Origin of the sequence: Balneola sp. (assembly GCA_003712055.1) — a bacterium.
Classification (GTDB): Bacteria; Bacteroidota; Rhodothermia; order Balneolales; family Balneolaceae; genus RHLJ01.
This window is the reverse complement of record RHLJ01000001.1, coordinates 162,480-183,730: the sequence shown is the minus strand read 5'-3', so window position 1 is coordinate 183,730 and position 21,251 is coordinate 162,480. Positions and strand designations below refer to the sequence as shown.

General features: G+C 37.1%; 18 protein-coding genes and 1 tRNA gene. 12 read left to right on the top strand and 7 right to left on the bottom strand.

The window, feature by feature from the left end; translation table 11 throughout:
- Nucleotides 1-29 precede the first annotated feature (29 nt).
- Nucleotides 30-491 carry a hypothetical protein gene (locus tag ED557_00810; protein RNC85346.1) on the top strand — a complete coding sequence of 154 codons (462 nt, stop codon included), beginning with the start codon at nt 30-32 and terminating at the stop codon, nt 489-491.
- On the top strand, nt 475-1,680 hold the full coding sequence (locus ED557_00805; GenBank protein ID RNC85345.1) for a hypothetical protein: 1,206 nt from the start codon (nt 475-477) through the stop codon (nt 1,678-1,680). The genes ED557_00810 and ED557_00805 overlap by 17 nt, the downstream gene beginning before the upstream one ends.
- On the opposite strand, the gene ED557_00800 is transcribed toward ED557_00805, so the two are convergent.
- Nucleotides 1,667-2,854, bottom strand: a complete 1,188-nt coding sequence (locus tag ED557_00800; GenBank protein ID RNC85344.1) for an alkaline phosphatase — start codon at nt 2,852-2,854, stop codon at nt 1,667-1,669. The two genes, ED557_00805 and ED557_00800, sit on opposite strands and share 14 nt — an antisense overlap.
- 42 nt (nt 2,855-2,896) lie before the next feature.
- Nucleotides 2,897-4,408 (bottom strand): DEAD/DEAH box helicase, encoded by a 1,512-nt coding sequence (locus ED557_00795; GenBank protein ID RNC85343.1) that lies wholly within the window; start codon nt 4,406-4,408, stop codon nt 2,897-2,899.
- Nucleotides 4,409-4,521: 113 nt separating this feature from the next.
- Between ED557_00795 and ED557_00790 the strand changes: the two genes are divergently transcribed.
- Nucleotides 4,522-5,223, top strand: coding sequence for an FKBP-type peptidyl-prolyl cis-trans isomerase (locus tag ED557_00790; protein ID RNC85342.1), 702 nt, complete (start codon nt 4,522-4,524; stop codon nt 5,221-5,223).
- A 208-nt stretch (nt 5,224-5,431) separates the two neighbouring features.
- On the opposite strand, the gene recD is transcribed toward ED557_00790, so the two are convergent.
- The 5 genes from recD to ED557_00765 form a co-directional block, all read right to left on the bottom strand.
- A complete protein-coding gene (gene recD, locus ED557_00785; protein ID RNC85341.1) occupies nt 5,432-7,183 on the bottom strand; it encodes an exodeoxyribonuclease V subunit alpha in 1,752 nt (583 codons plus the stop codon).
- The gene (recB, locus tag ED557_00780; protein RNC85340.1) at nt 7,176-10,721 is read right to left on the bottom strand and encodes an exodeoxyribonuclease V subunit beta; all 3,546 of its coding nucleotides are present in this window, start codon (nt 10,719-10,721) and stop codon (nt 7,176-7,178) included. Before recB ends, recD begins: the two co-directional genes overlap by 8 nt.
- Nucleotides 10,718-13,783 (bottom strand): hypothetical protein, encoded by a 3,066-nt coding sequence (locus ED557_00775; protein RNC85339.1) that lies wholly within the window; start codon nt 13,781-13,783, stop codon nt 10,718-10,720. Before ED557_00775 ends, recB begins: the two co-directional genes overlap by 4 nt.
- Nucleotides 13,784-13,847: 64 nt before the next feature.
- Nucleotides 13,848-14,102, bottom strand: a complete 255-nt coding sequence (locus ED557_00770) for a hypothetical protein (GenBank protein RNC85338.1) — start codon at nt 14,100-14,102, stop codon at nt 13,848-13,850.
- A 3-nt stretch (nt 14,103-14,105) separates the two neighbouring features.
- A complete protein-coding gene (locus tag ED557_00765; protein ID RNC85337.1) occupies nt 14,106-14,861 on the bottom strand; it encodes a ParA family protein in 756 nt (251 codons plus the stop codon).
- A 188-nt stretch (nt 14,862-15,049) separates the two neighbouring features.
- On the opposite strand from ED557_00765, the gene ED557_00760 reads away from it, so the two are divergent.
- The 9 genes from ED557_00760 (at nt 15,050) to ED557_00720 (ending at nt 21,191) form a co-directional block, all read left to right on the top strand.
- Nucleotides 15,050-15,421, top strand: a complete 372-nt coding sequence (locus ED557_00760) for an acyl-CoA thioesterase (GenBank protein RNC85336.1) — start codon at nt 15,050-15,052, stop codon at nt 15,419-15,421.
- Nucleotides 15,422-15,474: 53 nt separating this feature from the next.
- The gene (locus ED557_00755) at nt 15,475-15,786 is read left to right on the top strand and encodes a taurine dioxygenase (protein ID RNC86128.1); all 312 of its coding nucleotides are present in this window, start codon (nt 15,475-15,477) and stop codon (nt 15,784-15,786) included.
- 65 nt (nt 15,787-15,851) lie between these two features.
- Nucleotides 15,852-16,568 (top strand): DNA-binding response regulator, encoded by a 717-nt coding sequence (locus ED557_00750; GenBank protein RNC86127.1) that lies wholly within the window; start codon nt 15,852-15,854, stop codon nt 16,566-16,568.
- Nucleotide 16,569: 1 nt separating this feature from the next.
- Nucleotides 16,570-18,045, top strand: coding sequence for a sensor histidine kinase (locus ED557_00745; GenBank protein ID RNC85335.1), 1,476 nt, complete (start codon nt 16,570-16,572; stop codon nt 18,043-18,045).
- A 14-nt stretch (nt 18,046-18,059) separates the two neighbouring features.
- Nucleotides 18,060-18,584 carry a hypothetical protein gene (locus ED557_00740; protein ID RNC85334.1) on the top strand — a complete coding sequence of 175 codons (525 nt, stop codon included), beginning with the start codon at nt 18,060-18,062 and terminating at the stop codon, nt 18,582-18,584.
- 155 nt (nt 18,585-18,739) lie between these two features.
- Nucleotides 18,740-19,636: a hypothetical protein gene (locus tag ED557_00735; protein RNC85333.1), complete on the top strand. Its 897-nt coding sequence runs from the start codon at nt 18,740-18,742 to the stop codon at nt 19,634-19,636.
- A 114-nt stretch (nt 19,637-19,750) separates the two neighbouring features.
- Nucleotides 19,751-20,764: a UDP-glucose 4-epimerase GalE gene (gene galE, locus ED557_00730; protein ID RNC85332.1), complete on the top strand. Its 1,014-nt coding sequence runs from the start codon at nt 19,751-19,753 to the stop codon at nt 20,762-20,764.
- Nucleotides 20,765-20,917: 153 nt separating this feature from the next.
- Nucleotides 20,918-21,002: transfer RNA gene (locus tag ED557_00725), tRNA-Leu, on the top strand.
- Nucleotides 20,994-21,191, top strand: coding sequence for a hypothetical protein (locus tag ED557_00720; protein RNC85331.1), 198 nt, complete (start codon nt 20,994-20,996; stop codon nt 21,189-21,191). Before ED557_00725 ends, ED557_00720 begins: the two co-directional genes overlap by 9 nt.
- Nucleotides 21,192-21,251 lie beyond the last annotated feature (60 nt).

Below are 21,251 nucleotides of genomic sequence, written 5' to 3'. Positions count from 1 at the left end.
AATCTCTTTTTTTTAATAAACCTAAAGGTATGAACTTCACCTCCTTAAATCATCTAAAAACTGATTGTTTTCTCTTAAATATCTGGCTACCATTCTATATGAAAAGTATCATTGTAGTACTAGGCGTTTTTATATTTTCCATTTTTGTTGAAGGTTTCATAAGAATAATTGTACTGTTTTACCACAAAACAGAGTTCACTTTTTGGGGTGTTTCAAGTCTCCCCTCTCCAGGTTGGGCGGTAGCTCTTGTAATTGCATCATTATTAATCTATTGGCTAAGTGGTATGCTTGTAGTTACAGCAACTATGTACTCCCCAAAAAAGCACCTGTTATCTCTTGGAATGCTGCTTCTGCTTCTCAAAGGAAGTGAAGTTTTACAAACTTACTCTATTGAACCAATGTGGTACTTAATCATGATTTTGAGTTCTCCTTTCATAGGGCTCTACCTTGCTTACTACACCCATTCAAAAATTCATGAAAAAAATAGCTAGTCAGATTTTAATTCTGCTTTTTTCATTTACTTTAGTTTCTTGTTCAGATTCTTCATCATCTTTTGTACAAGTTAAAAATCCGACAGGTGATAATAGCTCATTACCTCGTTTGTTTACCGACAATACAGGACTAGTTTATTTAAGTTGGGTAGAGCAAATTGAAGATTCTGCAACACTCTTTTATTCTACATTTGATGGAGAAATATGGAGCGAACCAGATATAATTTCGGCCTCCTCTGACTGGTTTGTAAACTGGGCTGATTTCCCCTCTGTAATAGGCCAAAATGGTTCAGCACTAGCATCGCACTGGTTAGCTAAAACTCCGGGGGGCACTTACTCATATAATGTTGAAGTATCTATTAAAAAGGCTTCTAAACTGTGGAATGAACCCATTGTCCCACATTCAGATAATACTCCCACCGAACATGGCTTCGTAAGTATGATTCCCTATTCAGATTCATCTTTTTATGCTATTTGGCTAGACGGGAGAAATACAACTGGAGGACATGGAGGACATGGAGATTTATCAACAGCAATGACTTTGAGAGGAGCAGAAATCTCTTACCTGGGAAAACTATTAAATGAGCATGAGCTTGATAACGCAGTTTGTGATTGTTGTAATACTTCCCTTATCAATATCGGAGATGACTTACTAGCGGTTTACAGAAACAGGACTGCAGAAGAAACAAGAGATATATATGTAAAGAAATTTAGCAATGGAGAATGGGGTGATGAAAAGGCGGTTAATGCTGATAATTGGTCTATTGCTTCCTGCCCGGTTAACGGAGCAATGATTGATTATAAAGATGGTCTTACAGCTGTAGCATGGTTTACAGGTGCAGATAACAAACCAATGGCAAAGCTTTCTTTTTCTAAAGACAAAGGAGATTCTTTTCTTGAGCCAATAGTAGTAGATAGCTCTTCAAACTTAGGCAGGGTTGATGTACTTATTGAGAATAATGAATCGGCATGGGTAAGTTGGATAACAAGAAACGAGGAAGGTGCTACTCTGAATCTTGATTTAGTTTCCACAAGTGGTAAAATACTGCAATCCCATCAAATTGCAGAAATTAATCCCTCCCGAAGAAGCGGTTTCCCACAGATAACAAAACTAAACAAAGGTTTGCTTATAGCCTGGACAGATATTCAGGACGAAAACAAATCAGTTAAGACTGTTATTCTTGAATAATTATTGGGAGATCCCCTACCCCTAAAAGTGCCGCTGTTTTAATTCCTACTTCGGTGTTATCTAACCAGCCTGTGAACTGGATTGCATGTGGGCCATAAGCCATTATTGGAACTGGTACTCCTGTATGGGATCCTGTTGTCCAAGCAATTTCAACTTCGTGATTATCTCTGTTATATCCATTTAAGGTCATGCCACCTGTTTCATGATCGGCTGTAACAATTACAAGGGTCTCTCCATCCTCTTGAGCAAAATCAAGGGCCTCAGCTATGGCTGCATCAAAATCAGCTACTTCCCTAAGTACATAGGGAGTGTCATTTCCATGTCCTCCCCAATCTATTTGTGAACCCTCAATCATAAGGAAAAAACCTTCATCATTTTTTGATAGAACATCAATTGCCTTCGAGGTCATTTCAGCGAGCGTTGGGGTTCTGTTTTCGCTAGGCATTCCCGACTCTGAAAAAAGTCCTAAAATCTTTTCTGAATCTGTAGCATTTAATTCTTCAACATTCTCAACAAAAGTATATCCCAAACCTCCAAACTCAGAAACTAAATTCCTGTTATCCTCTCTGCTGCTACCTTTCTCGTTCGAAGGGATAAAATACTCTAATCCCCCACCTAGAATCACATCCGTACCAGAGCTTAAATACTGAGCGGCAATCATTGCTTCCATCCTTCGTGAAGGTACATGGGCAGCATAACTTGCTGGTGTGGCATGTGTTACTCCTGAAGTAGATACCAGTCCCGTACTTAACCCTTTTTGTTCGGCAAGCTCAAGTATGGTTTTACAATTTCTTTCATCGGGAAGTTGTGCGATTTTTCCATTATCGGTTTTGATACCACAAGAAAAGGCAGTGGCCCCTGCTGCTGAATCAGTGATCAGGTTGCTGGCTGCGTGAGTTTGCATGATTCCTGTAACAGGCATTGTTTGTACATGTAACAACTCGTTTTCCCCCACTAAGTGGTATTGTCCTGATGTGAGTTGTACTAAACCTGTTCCATCACCGATAATAAAAATCACATTTTTAATTGGCCCATCTTCAACAAGCGGTAATCGTTCTCTATTGAGCTCCAAATTTTGTTTTACTGCGAAGGTATTTTCTTTTTGTGCGAAACAGTTTAACGTAGTTATAGAAATGAGAGCAAATATGATTAGTGATCTTTTCATGGCATTCATTTTTTCTTTGAAAATACTACAGGCAAGTAAAGGAACTGTTAACTATCCCCGCTTTGGGAAAAAACTTTTTATTAAACCCCAAAATCCTTTTTCCGGCTTTCGGGCATTTTTATTTCTTGAAGAAGCTTGATCCAGGGTTTTAATTTCAATAGGAGGTTTTTTGGGTTCTTTCTTCTTATTGTTTTTAGGCTTTTTCTTGTTTTGAGCAGCTTTCTTTGGCTGCTGCTTTTGTTGCTTGTTAGTATGTGGCTTCTCAGTTTGTTTTTTCTTTGGAGCAGGCGCTTCCTTTCCAATTATGTTGATTGAAATCTTACCATTCCCATCTGTCTTAAAAGAAACTTTCTTAGCTTTAGAGTAATCGGGAGTAATTTTAACTGATTCTCCTTTTTTACTTGTAGCTTTTGTGTTCTCTTTATTTGGCTTCTTGGAGTCAGTTTTTTTGATAGATTCAGTACCTTTATGTATTACTAAGTCATTTCCAACTTTTGACCTTATCGCAGAGAAGAATTTACTGTCTTGTTTGCTTACCAGCGTAATTGCTATGCCTGTTTTATCATATCTACCTGTTCTTCCAATGCGATGTATATAGTCTTCTACAGCTCTTGGAACATCATAGTTTATAATCAAAGAAACGTCATCGATGTCAATTCCTCGAGCAAGAACATCGGTGGCAACCATAATAGGTACCACACCATTTTTAAACTCATTAAGAGCATTAGTACGCTCATCTTGTTCACGGTCTCCATGAATACTTGCTACTTTTAACCCCTTCTTAGTAAGGAGTCTTTCAAGTTGATCAGTTCCACGCTTTGTAGCTGTAAATATGATGCATGAAGTCCACTCCATGCTATCAAGTAGAGACTGTGTAAGCTTCAATTTTTCTCTTCCATCAATCAAATAAGCTTGTTGTTCTACACTTTCTGCAGGTTTAGAGATTTCAATTTCTACCAATTCAGGTTCTGTCATAATATCCTCAGCCAACTTTTGGATTTGAGGAGGCATAGTAGCTGAGAAAAGTAGGTTTTGTCTCTCTTTCGGTAGCTTATCAATGATATGAGTTACATCAGGTAGGAAGCCCATATCCAACATCCGGTCAGCTTCATCAAGTACCAAAAAATCGATATTGCTAAAATCGATATCCAAAACTTTCATCTGATCAATCAATCTTCCGGGTGTTGCCACTATAATATTAACTCCTGCGCGGATGGCTTCAGCTTGTCTTGCAAAATCCTCTCCACCAATTATTGTAGCTGAGCTAATTCCACAATGATATCCTAAAGCAAAAATCTGTTCATCTATTTGTTGTGCAAGTTCTCTGGTAGGAGAAAGTATAAGTGCGTTTGTTCCGTCTTTGGCTTTACTAACAATGTGCTGGATAATTGGTATTACAAAAGCTCCGGTTTTTCCTGTCCCGGTTTGAGCTGCTCCAATTACATCTTTACCTGTTAAAATTATGGGAATACTCTTCTCCTGTACCGGTGTTGGCTCTGAATAGCCTATATCTCCAAGACCGTTTTGAAGATTTTCATGGAGATCAAGATCTGTAAATTTCAATGTACTTTATATATAAATTTAATTGCTGGGCAAATATACACAGAAGTAACTAAAGTGTTTTGATTAGCTTTTTTAGCTATCTTTTTCGCCAATTTTTAAGCATAACCAATCCGATGTTCAATAAAAGACTATTCATATTCATTCTATCAGCATTCTTCGCTGTTACTGCCTGCTCACAACCCGAAAATAGTATTATTCCTAATTCGGAACTTAATACAATGCCTGACAGCGTCAGCTATGCCTTAGGTTTTCAAAATGGCAAGCAATTATCTACTCAAGGCTTTCCCGATGTTGACATAGAAATATTTCTATCAGGTTTTCAGGATGGATTAGAAGGAGAAGATTCTAAGCTGAATGAAGCAAATTTACAATTACTGTTCCAACGTTTTGGAGATTATCTTCTTGATAAGATCAAACTCGAAAATGATGAAGAAGCAAGAATCTTTTTTGAAGAGAACAGAACCAAAGAAGGAGTAATTGAAACCCCTTCTGGTCTTCAATACAAAGTTCTAAGAGAAGGAACAGGCATTCAACCTACTTCTCAGGATACTGTTGTTGTTCACTATGAAGGAACACTTATTGATGGAACTGTTTTCGATTCGAGTTATGATGGTGGCCAGCCTGCTGAATTTGTATTAGGAGCTGTAATTCCCGGATGGATTGAAGGTGTAGGTCTTATGAGTGAAGGGGCATCATATATGCTATATATACCAACCGAACTTGCCTACAGGGATAATCCAAGACCAGGAGGTGCCATTAAACCAAATGACGCAATCATATTTAAAGTAGAGTTACTAGAAGTAAGACAACGATAAGTTTCGTTAGAGTGACTAATTAAAAATCCCTAACTCTTATTAATAAGTTCTATATAGAACTATCGGGTTTAAGTCGCATATTTGAAAAAGAAAGAAGGGCAGCTATCAACTGCCCAGCTTTGAATACGTTGGCTTTTCGGGGTACACAAATAACCGCTACAGTGCAGTATATGTAGCGGTTTTTTTTGTGTAAATATTTTTGCTGAATTTAAAAGGTGATTTTTTGCCTTATTCCACTTCTTCGAACAGCAGATTTTTCTATTGTACTTTTTATAATTTCTTGGTTACCAATAACAAGAACACTTTTACGCGCTCTTGTTACAGCTGTATATAAAAGTTGTTTTGAGAGCAATTGGTTTTCTGTATTTCCAAGAACAATAGCTACATGATCATATTCCGAACCCTGGCTTTTATGAATCGTTAGCGCAAATGCTGATTCAATATCATTAAGTCTGGAAATCAAGAATGACAATCCGGGTCTATTCTCAAAGTTTAGTATTTGGTTTTTAGTTTTAAAGTCTGTGGATACATAACCCACCTCTCCATTGTAAACCTTCAGGAGATTATTGTTCCTTGTTATAAGTATTGGCCTCCCTTCGTACCAGTTCTGATAAGCTGGTATCTTGTAATGACTTTTTATCTCAGTTTCTATGAGATTATTAATTGAATCTGATCCAAATGGACCTTGCTTAAAAGCGCAGAGGATTTTCTTTTTGTTTAACACTTCAAACAAGTGTCCAGACTTAACAAAATCATCAAAATGAGTGATTCCATAATCCTGGAGTACTAAATCTAGCCCTTCAGAATTTACTTCACTCATTAAGAGTTGGGGATATTCAGACGAATGTAGCAGATCAAGTACCAGCCCTGTATTTTCGGTTTTAATAGCCTCAGCCAGTTCTGCTATACCTGAAGAATCCTCAAAACGATGACTTTTAGTAAGCTCTATAATTGAATCGTTAAGTTTGTTAGTAGAATTACCAACTTGCTTATTTTCTATTTTGTTACTTAAACCAGAAGAGAAAGTATTGTCATTATCAAAGCAAATATCTCCAAGTATTGAACCTGCCTCTACAGAAGCGAGCTGGTTTTTATCTCCTAAAGCAATCAATTTACACGAATCTGGTAAAGCTCGAATCATTTGTATCCATAGGGATAGATCCAGCATAGATGCTTCATCAATGATTAGTACATCAATATCTAATAATTCCTTTTTATAAGAGGTTCTTCCAGGTCTAAATCCAATGGCTAGAAGCTTATGAATTGTTGTTGCACGAGGTATTTGAAACTCCTCAGAAAAATCAACTAACGATTGATTCATTCGATCTGCGGCTTTTCCGGTTGGAGCAGCAAAAGCAATATTCAAATCCGGGTTCTGATCCAACAGAGCTCTAACAATTTTCTTGATTGTATATGTTTTGCCGGTACCTGGCGAGCCAGTTATTACTACAAAGTCTTTTAGGAATACCAATTTTGTTGCCAGATACTGGTAATTGTTTTGCTTCGAATCATCTCCGAAAAGCTTCTCTAAATATTCTAACACTTCATCTGACAGAGAATGTTCGAACCCAGACTTAGTCAATAACCAGTTGATAAGTTCATTTTCATAGTTCCAAAACTTCTGGAGATAAATCTGGTCATTACTAAGGATAAGAGGTGTAAAGTCTCCTGGTTTACCAATGAAATTTGAATTTTTACATGCTTCTTTCAAATCATTGGTGGATAGTGGTGTACCCGAAAAAGATTCAAAAAAATCTAAATCATCGGCTAGTCCATTTAGGTAAATGCAGATATGTCCCTCTTCATTTTTCTTTATACAATACAAGGCACATATTAACGCTCCCTCCTCTTTATCTTCACTTTGGAATCTAGAATGCAGATAATGGAGAAACTCAAGTTGAATTAGACTTCTTTCACCATTTATCACTTGAGCTTCTATGGTAGTTAATAATCTACTCATACCTCCCTGTCTTGAAATAATTATCCAAGCTGGAAATTATTGAAGCCTTTGGTTTGTCGAAGAAAATTCCAGAACCGGGCTTTTCTTGATCTATACCTCTTAAAAAGAGATAAAATACTCCACCAAAATGTTTGTCATAATCATAATTGGAAAGTGTGTTTTTAAGCATTCTGTGAAGTGCTACACAATAAATATGATACTGCAAATCGTAGTTTGCATCCTCGATTTCATGTCTTAAAGCTTCCTGTGAATAATGCTCTAGTGAATTCCCCAAATAATTAGATTTGTAGTCGAGTATATAGTACCTCCCATCATATTTAAATATTAGATCTATAAATCCTTTCATATACCCATATACTGATCCTGGTAACTCTTTAGAAGAGTGTGACTCTCTTATCAATGTTAAGATATTACCTGTATTCAGCTTATCATGAGGAAAATGAAATTCCATTTCTATAAGGGTATCTCGTTCAGGAATATCTGATAGAGATGTACCATCAATTAGTGGATAGGAAAGTGTTCCATTTATAATATCAAATATTACCTGATTCCACTCTTCATCGATCTGATGTTTTTTGAGATGTTTTGTTATCAGATCATTATTTAGAGCTTTTTCTCCTTGTATAACCTCTTCAAAAATCTCGTGTAATAATGTCCCTATTTTTGGACCTTTTGGGAGTGTAAATGGTGATTTGTTAACAACTTCTGAATCGGAATCTAAATCGGGTGTTTCTTTATCATATTCAGCCCCGGTTTTCTCAGAAATAGTATGCTCTTTATTACCATGTGTTAAAGATGAAAAACTACTTATCCTGAAGTGATTATTGATCTGCTTTCGTTGAAATTCAAGTACGTTTAAAGCACTGGGAGCTTCTTCGAGTTCTATACTTTCTACTTCTTTATTGGCATAAGAAGAACGAAAACTATAAGTATTACTAGAGTTCTGACGCATTATATTGGTCAGGTTTGTGGCTTCATTAATGTGTTTAGTGCGATAGTTTGCTGGAGAAAGTACAACTTTGTCTTCAAGCCTTTTTCTAAGTACTTCGCTACCTTCAAATAATGCATTTAGAGGTGATAATTCAGAGTTGTTCCCATTTCCTGTTATAACAAAGCACGCAGATTTAGCCCTTGTCAGTGATACATATGAGAGCCTTACCCTTTCTGCTAATGATTCTTTCAGATAGGATAACCTGTTTTTTTTCTGTACATCTTCACTAGTACCAATATCTATATAGTTTTTTTCGTCATCGTGAAATGAAAATACGGGCTTTCTTTGAGTGTCTACCCCTTCCCATAAATAAGGACAAAATACAACAGGAAACTCTAACCCTTTACTTGAGTGCATAGTTAGGATTTGGATCAACTCGTCATCACTCTCCAGCCTTAATATCTCCTCATCGCTATATCCTGATGAGCTTTCTCTTTGCTTTTTGAAGTAATGTAATAGCTGATCAGGGAGGTATTTATTCCTCTGTTCCACACTCGATAATAATTCAACCAAATGGAAAAGGTTAGTCAACTTTCTTTCTGCATTTGCAAGACGGCCATAATTTAAAAATAGCTCAAAAAGACTATCAGCTTGTTGAATGAGATTATTAATTCCTTTCTCGCTCCATGTTTTCGAAAGCTCAATAAATCTATTGTATAGTTCATCCCATTTCTCATTTTCTTCCAATAAACGGTGAAGTTCTTCACTTTTAAATCCAAGCAATTCAGTAGCCAAAGCCGAACGAAGACCTGCTTCAAATGAGGGATTTCTAAGAGCTGACAAAAACAGGTACAAGTCTTCTGATTCCTGAGAATAAAATACGTTCTCCTTACTTTTTATAATACTCTTTAAGCCCTTGATGCTTAATTGATCCTGAATAAATAATGCTTGCTCATGGGTTCTTACAAGAATAGCTATCCCTTCTGACGAAAGCCTTTTACCGTCAATGTTATAATCACCTTCTAACAACTCAATTATTTCATTGGCAACAGCTCTCGAGATATTCTTTTTTATTTCAGGAGCAGACAACCCCTCCCAATCAAGTTCAATAAACTGTAATGGAATAACAGGATGATTGTTCTTTGAAAGAATTGCATGGTCAGGCTTCGAATGGTTTGGAATAATAGCATCATTGAATTCAATTCTCTCCGAGAAAAAAGGATTTGAGTGAGTTGTAAAAAGGTCATTAACAGATTGAATCAATAATGAAGAAGACCGGTAATTTTCTTTAAGCAAATATCGCTGGCTCTTTTGAGCTTCATCCCTTGCCTTTATATAAGTATGGACGTCAGCTCCTCTAAAACTATAGATAGCTTGTTTTGGATCCCCAATCATAAATAACACAGAGTCCTTAGTATTGGTGCTATTATAAATACTGGAAAAAATAGAGTATTGAACCGGATCTGTATCCTGGAACTCATCTATTAGAGCCACAGGATATTTATCTAAAAGTATCTCAGAAAGTGATGAATCTGTTGTCAATCCGTGATATGTATGTTCCAATAAGTCCTGATAAGTGAGCACATTTCTTTTCTGTTTCTCTTCACTTAAGTACTCTGATATTTTTCTTACAGACTCATTGATCCATGCCTGTTCAAGGTCTTCAAAGGATTTATAGAGTTCCAGATGGGCATCTATTAATGGGCTTATAGTTAATGGATCTATTCTTTTTCCACTCTTTAACCCTTGGCCTTCTGTATGAATGAAACTCCCAAAAAGTAACAGTTTTTCGTAGGGATTTATCGGAGTTCTACCACGGTTGAGCCAGGAATTAAACCCCTCTACTAAGGCTTTAGCATTTCTATATTTCTTTTTATTTACTTCATCGCCTTCAAGGACTTGAACTATTCGCTCTTTTTCTTCTGAAAAGGCTTTCTTTAAAGCTAAAAATGATAATTCCAGACTTGTAAATCGTTCTCCATAGAACGACAAGTTTTGAGTAGTGGGTACGATTTTTGTAAAAGGTTTAGCTATTACTTCCCTTACAATACCCGACAAACGATCCGGAGTATATCCTTTTTCATAAATGAGATTAATTACAGCTTTCTCAAAGGTGCTTTCAGAATGACTGACAAACTCTCTCCAAAAACGATCTGTTTGTTGTTGGAATAAATCAAAATCATCAGCAAGAATTTCAAAGTCATGAGGCAGGTTAAAACGAATACTTTCTTCTTTTAAAATTTTCTGGCAAAAACCATGAATAGTTGATACCGATGACTCATCGAAGGAATAAAGTGCTTGTTCCAGAAAATCAACATCAGCCGATCCGTACTTTACAATCAATTCGTTTAGAAATGGATCTTCGGAATCTCCTCCTTTTAAAACCTTTATGGTCTCAGACAGTTTTCGCCTAAGTCTTGTTTTCAACTCAGATGTTGCCGCTTCTGTATATGTAAGAACCAAAATATTTCTGGGCATCAGTTTCTTTTCAAGAAGAACTCTTATATAAAGACCAACGATATTATAGGTTTTACCTGTCCCGGCTCCTGCCTCTACTAAACTAATACCCTCTAATGGAGCTTCAAGTAACTCGAGTTGCTTCATCATCCCTTACTTTCTTTTTCTAAGTGTTCAAGTAAAGGTTTCCATACTAGCTCGGAGTTTTTTGTGAATGAAGGAGTATTAATAGGATCATGATCTCTCCAGACTAGACTATTGTAATAATCTGAACCATCACCCGCTAAATATGTGGACCCCTCCCAGGTTTTTCTGCCCTCCAAAAGAGGCTTTTTTTTTCCTTTCAGAAGCGCATCAGTATATCCTCGAGAACTTTCCGGAAAAAAGGCCAGGTGATTAGGTGAACTGTAAGCATCCTGGAAATAAACAACCAATCGATCTAGTAATGCTTTAGCTTGTTTTACTTCAGAGAAGGAATGTTCAATATTCCCCGTGTTATATTGATTTCTGGCGAGAATAACTGTTCGATAATTCGCCGAAAGAGTTTGCATTGCCAGATGGTATATCCAGGCCGAAATTAAGTCTCTCGCTTTTACTCTGGATGGTTTAATAATCAATCTTGTTGTTGAATATATATCAGAGATCTTTCCTTCTAACTTGGCCCCAGACTTAGGAAAATGATCATGAAAACCTAATTCCATCTTCTCCTCACTTCTATATGCCTGACAAAATTCAAACAACTCAGAAATTGTTTCTATTTCCCTTCTAAAATCATTTGATCCTGGAATTCCATTTGGAACCATCCCTGAAACTTTTACGAAGTTCTCCAGATCAGATCCAGAGTGCCCATCAGTAAGTGCCTGAAACAGAAAATGATCGATTTTATACTTTGAGAGCCCACTAATTTTAAATACTTCCCTGTCTTCTACTTCTTGCTGCTCAAAAGGAGTTCGTATTTGAAATAACCTGGTAAGTATATATCTGGCAGGGTGAGAGAAGAACTGAACGATATCATCTAACTTAATTGGAAATGATAATTCTGTCTCGAAATTGTAGTCATGGATGAAGAAAGAAGTATTCTTATCATTAGAATAGATTTCTTCGGCAAGCTGCTTATAGCTACCTGAATAACTTGCTGAAGACTCGAAATAGGCTCTATCAAAACCATGAAGTTTATGTTTCTTGAGGAAAATCGAGGGATAAAAATCGGTTAGTTTCTGTATTAATACCGAAGGAAGTTTTTCATCTTTGGAATATAAATCCTGACCTAAATAGCTTATATGAAGATATTCCAGGGTGTTATTGAGTAATTCAAAAAAAAGAAAACTATCGTCTTTTTTATTGATTCGATCTCCGGGTTCAGGGTAGTTTTCAATCAAATCAAAAGAAGGTCTTAAACTATTTCTAGGAAATTCCTTTTCGTTCATCCCAAGTAAATAGAGATATTTAAATGGAATACCTCTATATGGAATATAAGAGCTAATTAATATCCCTCTCCCAAACCGAGTTGAACTGGCACTTTGGCTGTTAAGCTGATTTTTCAACCAGCTTTTAAATAATCCAAAATCAATTCTTCTTGTTGAATTAGATATGATGGCTTGTTCATTTAACGTATTAATAAAGTGTTGTAAGGAGCTCCATTCGCTTTCTAATTCTTTATTCTCAGAATAGAGTGAGCGGGTTAGTTCTTGCAATAGCTCAGTCCACTCAGTAAAACTTTTAGGAGAGTCTATCAATGATCTCCATCTCTTCAAAAAGCGTATAAGTGAACTGAATTTAGCAGCTAAAGAAGCATCATTTGTAGAATCTATAACTGAATAAGGTACATGATCATCGAAATATTGGAATTCATCTCCTTCCAACATAAAGCCACTCAGGAAATTTATTGAAGCTTTTTCCATAGAGTAATGAGAATCATCAATACTTAACCCCCGATGAATATTATTAGAGACCATCCAACCTTTTATGATGAATACATCCTCTTCTTGAAATCCAAATCTTTCCTGAAAAGTTATTCTTGATAGCAGCTCTATTACATCCGTCGAATTGAACTCGGTATGTAGAAGTTCAAGGAAGTAAGTAAAATCCAGTAATGCTTTATTGACACCCGAAGCAGGATTATATACATGAATTGATTGCACATTGGAACCTTCTGAAAAAACTGCCTCAATCATAGCTCCGTATTTTTCAATATCAGGAACTAGAACTAAGATGTCTTCAGGGTTAAGCTTCGTATCAGAATCTAAATGGGAAAGTATTTGATCTTTTAATACTTCAACTTCTCTTCTAATGCTATGACAAGAATTAATACTAATAGGAATCACCTCTTCTTTTGCAGTACTTAATCGACTAAACACTGAAGTAGAAGAGGTCTCAAATGAAACTTCTTTAAAGTCTCCCTCTCTTGCTCCTTCTTTAATATTTCGTATTAGATCATTCCCTTCGCTTGTTACTACTGCAAGTTCATCTTTTAATCTTTCAGAAACATTGTCTGTATTGGATTGAGCATAATCATTTCTAAAAAAATGAACATCTACCTGAGTTGATAGACTTTCTAGTACATCAATAAAAGAGCCTGAAAAACTTGATAAGCCAAAGGTAAAAATCGCATCCACCCCGATTTCCAAACTAGTATTCCGATCCAATATCCTCTTTAGATCAAAGTATAGCTTAGACCTTGTAGGAACACCTTCATGTTCAGCTTTCCACATATCGTTAAGCTGATTCCATAGCTTTGATTGCCATAATTCTGATTCATCTTTTTTTAATAGTGCCCCCCTTTCCCATGCATCAAGCATTTTTGGTCGATATTGCTGATAAAGATCAAATACATCAGCAATCTGTCCTGCTAATTGAAAATTCGTTTGAGTGCTATTATCAGATAGTTGTAAATCGTTTAGTCTATCATACCCTTCTAATAGATCAAATATTTTCCACTGCATGGGTACCCTATCAGATGGCATTATTGCGGGAAGTTCGGGATCGAATTTTCTATACAATTTCCAGAGTAATTCAGAGGGAAGTATGTACTCTATATTGAATGATATTCCGGAAATATTGGCGAGCTGTAGCGATAACCATTGTTGCGCTTCCTTATTCTGTACAATAATCCACGTTTTTTTGAAGGGATGGTTTTTTCTGTGAACAGAAAGTGCGTCAGATAATGGTTTGATTAGTTCGGATAGCGAACCTGAGTTATAATAAATAAACATTTACTATCAGCATTTGATGACAAGTATACTAAAATGCTGAGGGTTTATCTTGCCAAATCGAGGGTCAATCTATGGCTCTTTTAAGAAGTTCATTTACAAAGTGGGAATTTGAGTCCTCCTTCTCCCTGGCTCTCTTTTTTATCTCGTTAATAAGCTCCTCTTCTAAATAGTAACAAACCGTTTTTTTTGAGATTCCCCTTTTAGATAGTGAACCAGCAACTCCTGAACCAGATTCGGTTTGGGGGATAAACGTAAATTTTGCACCCTTAAGCGGACGGTATGTGAGGGGATTGTGCCCCATAACCGGCTTCTTATTCATATTCTAATGGCCGTTTTTTATTTCTTTTGCCAACGCTAAATAATCCTGAGCACCATTACTATTTCCATCATATTCAAAAATAGTTTTATGGTGACTTGGAGCTTCAGCTAATGCCACATTATCACGAATGATTGTATTAAATACTTTTTTCCCGAAGTAATCCTTGATATGACCTACTACCTCTTTGTTGAGGTTTTTTCTGCTGTCATATAACGTACAAATAATCCCCCCTACTTCCAGTTCACCATTCAAGCGTTGTTGTACTACTTTAATTAAATCGAGTAGCTTAGAGAGTCCATGCAGCGCCAGGTATTCTGACTGGAGCACTATAAAAATATCCTTTACAGCAGTGAAAGCATTTAAGGTTAGAAGACCCAGGTTTGGTGGGCAATCGATGAGCACATAATCATACCCTTTGCCTTCCAACTGTATAAGAAAGTTTTTTAACAGGCTTTCCCTTGCAGGCTCATTTGCCAATTCCAATTCAGCTCCAGATAACTCTAATGATGAAGCGATGTAATCAAATCCATTATGGTTGATAATAACCTCGTCAAGTCGTGTATTTCCTTTTAACGCCTGATAAATGGTTTTATCGAGCCGTTGAGAATGCATGCGAAGTGAATAAGTAAGGTTAGCTTGAGGATCCAGGTCGACTAATAAGACCTTTTTTCCAAGCTTTGCTAATCCTGCCCCAACATTGATTGTAGAAGTAGTTTTTCCTACACCGCCCTTCTGATTAGTAAATGCTATTGTTTTCATCTTTTACAAATTGACGTATTCCCTTTCCAAGTAGGAATAAGAGAGCGTCAATACAAATTGTTACACCCGTTTAGTAAACTAATACCATTTTTAAAATACTTTAATTTCACAATCAAATTCTAATCAGATTCCAACAAAACTCAAGACAATTGTTGGCTATATTTGCTTAGTAAAAAAACAGATATTGGATGAGATATTTTACCAGAAAGCTTATTAAGCCTCAAGATTTAAATGCACACGGCACTTTATTTGGTGGTACGGTACTAAGTTGGATAGATGAAGAAGCAGCGATTTTTGTTCTTTGCCAGTTAGGAAAAGGGAATATTGTAACTAAATATATGTCTGAAATTAACTTTGTTAATTCAGCTAAACTTGGTGAAGTAATTGAGATTGGCATGGAAACTGTTAAATTTGGCAGAACTTCTATTACCGTTAAGTGCGAGGTCCGGACTAAGTTTTCCAAAAGTACGATTATCACTATTGATGAAATCGTTTTTGTACATGTGAATGAGTTTGGAAGACCTAAACCTCATAATATCTCTGAACCAGCGAATGAATAAGGGTTACTTTGAGTAGTGATAAACAATTAGTTGATTTTACAACACTCACTGAGATGTTGTATGGTGAAACTGCATATATAAAGGAATTTGCGGAAGCTGCACTTACATCTTTTAGGGAATTCCAGGAGAATTACTCCCAATTCTTACTTTCTCGAGATGAAGTCAACTTCAGAAAGACCGGGCATAAAATTAAGCCAGTAGCACAAATGCTTGGACTGGAAATTATTCTCGATGAATATGAGCATGCAAAAGCTCTTATTTGGGAAGAAAAAGATACCAAAGACTTACAAACAGCTGTCCAAAAAATGGATGAAATTTGTGAGAAGGTACTTTCTGAGCTAAAAGAAATAAGCCAGCAGGCTTAAATGTTACCTTTCTGTGATACATTAAAAAAAATAGGTTTGTAACTATGGAGCTGAAATTAACACCTATGAAAGCTCCCAAAGAACCCATACTTATTGTTGAAGATGATCAGGATTTATCTGAACTCATCAAGATTCAACTTAGCGACTTAAATTTTAGTATTGAGCAAAGCTTCAATGGAACAGAAGCATTAGAAAAAGCTCAGGCTAATTCCTATTCTCTCGTAATATTGGATGTCATGTTACCAGGAACCAATGGTTTTGATATTTGTAAAGCCATTCGTGAAAATGATTCCAAAACCCCTATTCTAATGCTTACAGCAAAAGCTGAAGAGATTGATAAGATCATGGGCTTGGAATTTGGTGCTGATGATTATTTGACAAAGCCTTTCAGTATTCGAGAACTAACTGCCCGCGTAAAAGCATTGCTCAGAAGATCGAGTGTTACTGAACAAGCTGAGAATCCTGTACAAGAACATATTGAATTCGGAGAATTATCTATTTATCCCAACAAAAGGGTAATTGAATTAGGAAGTGATACCCTTGAACTGACCAGCAAAGAGTTTGATCTATTACTTCTATTCGCTAATAACCCGGGAAGAGCTTACAGCAGACAACAATTGCTTGATGTAGTTTGGGGATATCAATACAACGGCTATAGCCATACCGTGAATTCTCATATTAATCGATTGAGAAGCAAAATTGAGAAAGACCCGGCAAATCCCACATTTATCAAAACGGTATGGGGTGTGGGCTATCGTTTCACCGAACTACACGAGATTTAACATGAACGTTTTCACACAAAGTTTTTATGGGAAGCTTTCCCTTGTTTTTTTGATTCTTATCCTCTTTTTAGGTGGTTCTCTTGCATATTTAAGTATGAAATCTTCTTTGATGTTTGTTGAAGAAACCACTCAAAAAGTAAATAAGATGCTTGCAATGGAAATGGCTATGGAGATTCAGCCATTTCTCAATGAGTCTATTGAAGCTGATAGTATCCAACAACAAATTGAGTATTTACAGGGAATCAATCCCCAGGTGGATATTTATCTTGTAGGTGGTAATGGGATGATAAAAGGGGTATTTCTAGGGGAAGAATCCAGTGCTAACCTGCAGCTGAAATTTGTAGATACCAAGCCTATAGATCGTTTCTTAAGTGGTGATGAGCTTCCTATTCTGGGCCAGGATCCTTTAAATCCTGATCTACTTAAACCATTTTCAGCGGCTACAATATCTATAATGGGAGAAACTGGTTGTTACTTATATGTGATTTTAGGTGGTAAAATGTATGATGAAACTGCTTCAATGCTTGCAGAGAGTTATATCATAAAAAATTCCATGATTGGTCTTGGGATGATCCTGGTAGGAACAATTCTGGTTGGACTTTTGATTTTCAGATGGCTTACTAGAAGACTAAGAAACATGACTACCACCGTACAAGCTTTTGAGCATGGTCAACTTGAAGAAAGAGTGGTTATCAATTCCGGTGATGAAATTGGAGTACTTGGTGCATCTTTTAATCAAATGGCGGACACTATTGTTGCAAATATGGATGAGATCAAACAGGTTGACAAGCTTAGAAGAGAACTTATCGCTAATGTATCGCATGATCTCCGAAGTCCCTTAGCATCTATTCAAGGCTACCTTGAGACAATCCAGGTAAAAGACGCTTCACTCTCAGATGAAGACCGTAATCGATACTACGACATAGTGTTACGTAATACCAGAAAACTAGGAAACCTTATTTCTGAACTCTTTGAGCTTTCCAAATTAGATGCAAAAAACGTACAACCAGAATTAGAACCTGTTTCTATTGCTGAACTTGCGCAGGATGTCGTAGTTCAATTTCAGCCTATAGCCGAAGAAAAGAATATATCTTTGAGTGCGGTATTGCCAGATGAGCCATTGAACCTTGTTAATGCGGATATTGCCCTGATGGAACGTGCAATTTCCAATTTGATTGATAACGCGATAAAGAATACCCCTGAACAAGGTGAAGTTAAAATTATACCTGCGAATGAAGGAAATACGGTCAGTGTAAAAATTTCGGATACTGGAATTGGTATTCCTGAGGATCAGATTTCTCGAATTTTTGATCGCTTTTACCAGACCGATCCAAGTCGAACCGGAGCTACCGGTGCAGGTTTGGGTTTATCAATCGCGCAAAGGATACTGGAACTACATGGATCAAAACTTTCCGTACAAAGTGTATTAAACCAGGGAACGACCTTCAGCTTTAGTCTATTACCATATACAGATTAATAGTCTGTATATCTATGATACTTAAAGAAAGTGAATTGGATGATGAAGACATCATCTACCATATCCTTGGTAAGCCTTACAAAGATCCGGGAAAGTTGTTAACTGCAACCGGATCTTCTATGTTTTTTATAAGAGAGGCTACTGATTTAGAAGGAACTCCCCTGCCTTTGAAACGAGAAGACATGAAAGGAATTTTCCAGCGATATGAGAACGGCCTGTTTTTCTATTTGAATAAAAGTAATTATAGGAATGGTGTTCTGATTACATATGACTCTATTAAAGAAATAAGGCTTTCAAAAAATATTGAAGAGAGAAAATCTGATGCTTCAATTTTTCTAAGAATGATTTTTGTTGTTTCCAGTATTCCCATTCTTGGTTCACCGTTTAAAGTATTTAGGTATATAAATAGAGAGTCTGAATTAATTATCGAGACAGATTTCATGAAAACTCGTCTAACAACAAGTCTAAGTTCATTCGAAAGTATTAGGAAGTATTTCTCTTCACTCGATTCGGCTGATAGGTTTGAGGTTGTTGAGTAACCCAATAAGTTATCCTGAACTTGTTTCAAAATCTGAACCACCACAGATCCCGGATCAAGACCAGAATAAAGTTAGAAATCTATGACACCCCTGTGATCAATTCGTGATACTTGCCGCCTAACTTGTGTTCATAACAAAAAACAACGAACACAAGAATGAAATCAAAACTTATACTTTCAATTATTCTAGCTGGCGGCCTATTCATGGCTTGTTCAACGGATTCAGATTCAGATTTAGACACTTTAACCCTTTCTTTAAGTGATGTTGAACCACTTCAAAATGATTTCCACTTTGAAGGGTGGGTAATTATTGACGGATCTCCGGTTACTACTGGTAAATTCAATGTAAATGATGATGGGGAAATTGTTTCTCTTTCTGGGTCACTAATTGCTAACGGGGAATTCTCCGTTGATGCTGACCTTTCTGCTGCTACTGAATTTGTACTTACTATTGAACCAGCAGGTGATACAGATGATATCCCGGCTGACACACATCACCTTTCCGGCGATATTACTGACGGAAGGTCTACCCTTTCTTTCGCTCATTCCGCTTCTTTAGGCGATGATTTTCTATCTGCAACTGGTGGATATATCTTAGCCACTCCAAGTGATGATGACCAAAACAATGAGACCAGCGGCATTTGGTTCCTGGATCCTGCTGGTGGACCAGGTACTGCTCTTTCCCTGCCTACGTTACCGGCAGGTTGGAGATATGAAGGTTGGGCGGTTTACAACGGTACACCTATTACAACTGGAACCTTCACTTCTGTAAGTAGCGCGGACGATTTCTCCGGATTTAGCGGAACCAACTCTACTCCTCCATTCCCAGGAGAAGATTTCCTTCAGAATGCACCTAGCGGTTTAAACTTCCCAATTGATTTATCGGGTGGCACAGCTGTAATCTCTATCGAGCCATATCCGGATGATAGCCCGGACCCGTATACACTTAAGCCCCTGGTAGGACAGATCCCGGCTAACGCTTCTTCATTCACTCTCTACTCCGTTGATAACAATGCGAATACTTTTTCAAGTGGTAGCGTAGTTATTAACTAACTCCAAGTAAGGCAACTGGCATAGCCTGAACTAAGAGCCTCTCCTACGAAAGTTGGAGGGGCTTTTTTGTGTTAGATGTTTTAGCTTCACTGGAATTAAAAAACCAGAAAAAATATGTCAGTATTAGTAACTGGGGGAGCAGGATATATTGGAAGCCACACTGTTTTAGAATTGCTATCAACAAATCAAGATGTGGTTATTATTGATAATCTATCAAACAGTAGTGAAGAATCGATTCGAAGAGTTGAGCAAATAACAGGTAAGAAACCTCACTTATATACCATCGATTTACTCGATCGCAATAAGGTTGAAGAGGTTTTTGATGCTCATGATATAAAATCAGTTATTCACTTTGCTGGTTACAAAGCGGTTGGTGAATCGGTAGCAAAGCCAGTGATGTACTATGATAACAACCTGAATAGTACACTTATACTTTGCGAAGTAATGGCTGCTAAAGGGGTTAAGAAATTAGTTTTTAGTTCTTCTGCTACGGTTTATGGAGATCCGGCCTCAGTACCAATCACTGAAGACTTCCCCCTTTCTGCCACCAATCCTTATGGCAGAACAAAACTATTTATCGAATACATCTTACAGGATTTATATAGAGCGGATAATTCCTGGAGTATTGGCCTACTTCGTTATTTCAACCCGGTAGGTGCTCATAAATCAGGATTAATTGGAGAAGACCCAAATGGTCTACCTAATAACTTGATGCCTTATGTATCACAAGTAGCTGTTGGAAAACTTCCTCAGCTTTCTGTATTTGGAGATGACTACCCAACTCCAGATGGTACAGGAGTAAGAGATTATATACATGTAGTAGACCTTGCCTTGGGTCACCTTAAAGCTATTCAAAAAATAGATGATAGTGCTCCGGGAGTGTACGTTTATAATCTCGGGACTGGAAAGGGTTCTAGCGTTTTGGAAATGATTAAAGCGTTCGAGGAAGCTTCCGGGAAATCTGTTGCTTATAAAATAGTTGATCGTCGTCCTGGTGATATAGCCGAATGTTATGCCGATCCTAAGAAAGCAGAACAAGAACTTGGCTGGAAAGCAGAACGCGGAGTAAAGGAGATGTGTGAGGATGGATGGCGCTGGCAATCAAATAACCCGAATGGGTATAAATAAGCCCCTTTCCTAGTTATAGTCATCCCGCACTTGATGCGGGATCTGTAGGGGAAGGAAAAACGATGTAGTTCAGATCCCTGATCGAGTCCGGGATAAATTTAAAGCTTGGGTTTTACCTGCTCTTAGTCTTACCTTTGCAGTCCTTCCAAAAAAGCCAAAGTGGCGGAACTGGTAGACGCGCACGACTCAAAATCGTGTTCCTTCGGGAGTGAGGGTTCGAGTCCCTCCTTTGGTACGAAAAGCCTTCAAGTATTTACTTGGAGGCTTTTTTATTTCGGGGTTTACTTTAACCTCCAAAAGAGATAGACTTGCCAGTGATGAAAATGAACCAAAGAAATATCACCTCTCTCCCTTCGGTAATGTGCTGCATTACTATGATTTCTACTATTACCCCTTAGGGGGTTCATATTTTCATATCACCTATTAGGAACTATTCCTACCTTTCGAATCACTCTCACTCAATTCACAATATTCATCGATAATTTAT

Excerpts from the sequence above, each read along its gene's own strand:
- ED557_00810 (RNC85346.1), top strand. The coding sequence starts at position 30 with ATGAACTTCACCTCCTTAAATCATCTAAAAACTGATTGTTTTCTCTTA.
- ED557_00805 (RNC85345.1), top strand. The coding sequence starts at position 475 with ATGAAAAAAATAGCTAGTCAGATTTTAATTCTGCTTTTTTCATTTACT.
- ED557_00800 (RNC85344.1), bottom strand. The coding sequence starts at position 2,854 with ATGAATGCCATGAAAAGATCACTAATCATATTTGCTCTCATTTCTATA.
- ED557_00790 (RNC85342.1), top strand. The coding sequence starts at position 4,522 with ATGTTCAATAAAAGACTATTCATATTCATTCTATCAGCATTCTTCGCT.
- recD (RNC85341.1), bottom strand. The coding sequence starts at position 7,183 with ATGAGTAGATTATTAACTACCATAGAAGCTCAAGTGATAAATGGTGAA.
- recB (RNC85340.1), bottom strand. The coding sequence starts at position 10,721 with ATGATGAAGCAACTCGAGTTACTTGAAGCTCCATTAGAGGGTATTAGT.
- ED557_00775 (RNC85339.1), bottom strand. The coding sequence starts at position 13,783 with ATGTTTATTTATTATAACTCAGGTTCGCTATCCGAACTAATCAAACCA.
- ED557_00770 (RNC85338.1), bottom strand. The coding sequence starts at position 14,102 with ATGAATAAGAAGCCGGTTATGGGGCACAATCCCCTCACATACCGTCCG.
- ED557_00765 (RNC85337.1), bottom strand. The coding sequence starts at position 14,861 with ATGAAAACAATAGCATTTACTAATCAGAAGGGCGGTGTAGGAAAAACT.
- ED557_00760 (RNC85336.1), top strand. The coding sequence starts at position 15,050 with ATGAGATATTTTACCAGAAAGCTTATTAAGCCTCAAGATTTAAATGCA.
- ED557_00755 (RNC86128.1), top strand. The coding sequence starts at position 15,475 with ATGTTGTATGGTGAAACTGCATATATAAAGGAATTTGCGGAAGCTGCA.
- ED557_00750 (RNC86127.1), top strand. The coding sequence starts at position 15,852 with ATGAAAGCTCCCAAAGAACCCATACTTATTGTTGAAGATGATCAGGAT.
- ED557_00745 (RNC85335.1), top strand. The coding sequence starts at position 16,570 with ATGAACGTTTTCACACAAAGTTTTTATGGGAAGCTTTCCCTTGTTTTT.
- ED557_00740 (RNC85334.1), top strand. The coding sequence starts at position 18,060 with ATGATACTTAAAGAAAGTGAATTGGATGATGAAGACATCATCTACCAT.
- ED557_00735 (RNC85333.1), top strand. The coding sequence starts at position 18,740 with ATGAAATCAAAACTTATACTTTCAATTATTCTAGCTGGCGGCCTATTC.
- galE (RNC85332.1), top strand. The coding sequence starts at position 19,751 with ATGTCAGTATTAGTAACTGGGGGAGCAGGATATATTGGAAGCCACACT.